The 3,273-nt window shown below is 53.1% G+C and carries 2 rRNA genes; both read left to right on the forward strand.

What is annotated here, in order from left to right:
• Positions 1 to 41 precede the first annotated feature (41 nt).
• A 23S ribosomal RNA gene (locus J1C54_RS16030) occupies positions 42 to 2,933 on the forward strand.
• Positions 2,934 to 3,120: 187 nt separating this feature from the next.
• Positions 3,121 to 3,235: ribosomal RNA gene (gene rrf / locus J1C54_RS16035) — 5S ribosomal RNA — on the forward strand.
• Positions 3,236 to 3,273: the final 38 nt, after the last annotated feature.

Raw genomic sequence — 3,273 nt, forward strand, 5'->3', positions numbered from 1 at the left:
AGTGGTTACGCGGGATATTGTGTGACTGTTTTGGGTTATATGGTCAAGTGACAAAGCGTACACGGTGGATGCCTTGGCAGCCAGAGGCGATGAAGGACGTTGTAGCCTGCGATAAGCTTCGGGGAGGTGGCAAACAACCTGTGATCCGGAGATTTCCGAATGGGGCAACCCAGCCAGCATAAGCTGGTTATCCCTTGACTGAATACATAGGTCTTGGGAAGCGAACCAGGGGAACTGAAACATCTAAGTACCCTGAGGAAAAGAAATCAATTGAGATTCCGTCAGTAGCGGCGAGCGAACGCGGACTAGCCCTTAAGTGATGTAGTTGTTAGGAGAAGGAGCTGGAAAGCTCTGCCATAGTGGGTGATAGCCCCGTATCCGAAAATGACTATGTTGTGAAATCGAGTAGGTCGGGACACGTGGAATCCTGATTGAAGATGGGGGGACCATCCTCCAAGGCTAAATACTCCTGGCTGACCGATAGTGAACCAGTACCGTGAGGGAAAGGCGAAAAGAACCCCGGAGAGGGGAGTGAAATAGAACCTGAAACCGTGTACGTACAAGCAGTGGGAGCACCTTCGGGTGTGACTGCGTACCTTTTGTATAATGGGTCAGCGACTTAATTTCAGTAGCGAGGTTAACCGTTTAGGGGAGCCGTAGGGAAACCGAGTCTTAATAGGGCGTTTAGTTGCTGGGATTAGACCCGAAACCGGGCGATCTACCCATGGCCAGGTTGAAGGTGCGGTAACACGCACTGGAGGACCGAACCGGGATCTGTTGAAAAAGATTCGGATGAGCTGTGGGTCGGAGTGAAAGGCTAATCAAGCTCGGAGATAGCTGGTTCTCCCCGAAAGCTATTTAGGTAGCGCCTCGGACGAATACCATTGGGGGTAGAGCACTGTTTCGGCTAGGGGGTCATCCCGACTTACCAACCCGATGCAAACTCCGAATACCAATGAGTACTATCCGGGAGACACACGGCGGGTGCTAACGTCCGTCGTGAAGAGGGCAACAACCCAGACCGCCAGCTAAGGTCCCCAAATTCCAGTTAAGTGGGAAACGATGTGGGAAGGCTCAGACAGCCAGGAGGTTGGCTTAGAAGCAGCCATCCTTTAAAGAAAGCGTAATAGCTCACTGGTCGAGTCGGCCTGCGCGGAAGATTCAACGGGGCTCAAACTGGATACCGAAGCTGCGGATGTGCACTTAGTGCATGTGGTAGGGGAGCGTTCTGTAAGCGGTTGAAGGTGTGTCGAGAGGCATGCTGGACGTATCAGAAGTGCGAATGCTGACGTAAGTAACGACAATGGGGGTGAAAAACCCCCACGCCGAAAGACCAAGGTTTCCTGTCCAATGCTAATCAGGGCAGGGTGAGTCGGCCCCTAAGGCGAGGCTGAAGAGCGTAGCTGATGGGAAACGGGTTAATATTCCCGTACTTCTTGTGACTGCGATGGAGAGACGGAGAAGGCTATGCCTACCGGGCGTTGGTTGTCCCGGGGAAAGGCTGTAGGCTGGAATCTTAGGTAAATCCGGGATTCTAAGGCTGAGGGTCGAGACCATTGGAGCTTTGTCTCCGAGAAGTGGTTGATGCCATGCTTCCAGGAAAATCTTCTAAGCTTCAGGTCATGAGGAACCGTACCCTAAACCGACACAGGTGGTTGGGATGAGTATTCTAAGGCGCTTGAGAGAACTCGGGTGAAGGAACTAGGCAAAATTGTGCCGTAACTTCGGGAGAAGGCACGCTCTTTGTGGTGAAATCTTTACGGTGTAAGCCACGGGGAGCCGCAGTGAAAAGGCCCCTGCAACTGTTTATTAAAAACACAGCACTCTGCAAACTCGAAAGAGGACGTATAGGGTGTGACGCCTGCCCGGTGCCGGAAGGTTAATTGATGGGGTTAGCGTAAGCGAAGCTCTTGATCGAAGCCCCGGTAAACGGCGGCCGTAACTATAACGGTCCTAAGGTAGCGAAATTCCTTGTCGGGTAAGTTCCGACCTGCACGAATGGCGTAATGATGGGGGCGCTGTCTCCACCCGAGACTCAGTGAAATCGAAATCGCTGTGAAGATGCAGTGTACCCGCGGCTAGACGGAAAGACCCCGTGAACCTTTACTATAGCTTCACATTGGACTTTGAGCCTGCTTGTGTAGGATAGCTGGGAGACTTTGAAGCGCGGACGCCAGTTCGCGTGGAGTCAACCTTGAAATACCAGCCTGGCATGTTTGAGGTTCTAACCTGGGTCCCTTATCGGGATCGGGGACAATGTGTGGTGGGTAGTTTGACTGGGGCGGTCTCCTCCCAAAGAGTAACGGAGGAGCACAAAGGTACCCTAAGTACGGTCGGACATCGTACGGTTAGTGCAAAGGCATAAGGGTGCTTGACTGCGAGACCCACAAGTCGAGCAGGAGCGAAAGCTGGTCTTAGTGATCCGGTGGTTCTGTATGGAAGGGCCATCGCTCAACGGATAAAAGGTACTCCGGGGATAACAGGCTGATACCGCCCAAGAGTTCATATCGACGGCGGTGTTTGGCACCTCGATGTCGGCTCATCTCATCCTGGGGCTGAAGCCGGTCCCAAGGGTATGGCTGTTCGCCATTTAAAGAGGTACGCGAGCTGGGTTTAGAACGTCGTGAGACAGTTCGGTCCCTATCTGCCGTGGGCGTTGGAGATTTGAGAGGAGCTGCTCCTAGTACGAGAGGACCGGAGTGGACGAACCTCTGGTGTTCCGGTTGTCACGCCAGTGGCATTGCCGGGTAGCTATGTTCGGAAGGGATAACCGCTGAAAGCATCTAAGCGGGAAGCCCACCTCAAGATGAGATCTCCCTGGGACCTTGAGTCCCCTGAAGGGCCGTGGAAGACCACCACGTTGATAGGCTGGGTGTGGAAGCGCTGTGAGGTGTGAAGCTAACCAGTACTAATTGCCCGTGAGGCTTGACCATATAACGCCAAAGCAGTTACCGGCGCGAGCTGGAATGCAGGCATAAGGCAGGCACAGATAATAGATAATCGAGAGACGTAAGGTCAGTATCGAGACACTCGCTTCGACTCAATCCTAATTGGCCAAGGTTGTCTGGAAAGACTGGGCAGCCAGGGCAAACGAACATGAGCATGGCTCATACCGGTTTGCCTGACGAACATAGAGCTTTGGAACCACCTGATCCCATCCCGAACTCAGAAGTGAAACGAAGCATCGCCGATGGTAGTGTGGCATTCGCCATGTGAGAGTAGGTCATCGTCAGGCACTTAAATAAAGAAACCCCCGTCGCGAAAGCGACGGGG

This window comes from Alcanivorax sp. 1008 (genome assembly GCF_020667895.1).
Taxonomy (GTDB): Bacteria; Pseudomonadota; Gammaproteobacteria; order Pseudomonadales; family Alcanivoracaceae; genus PGZG01.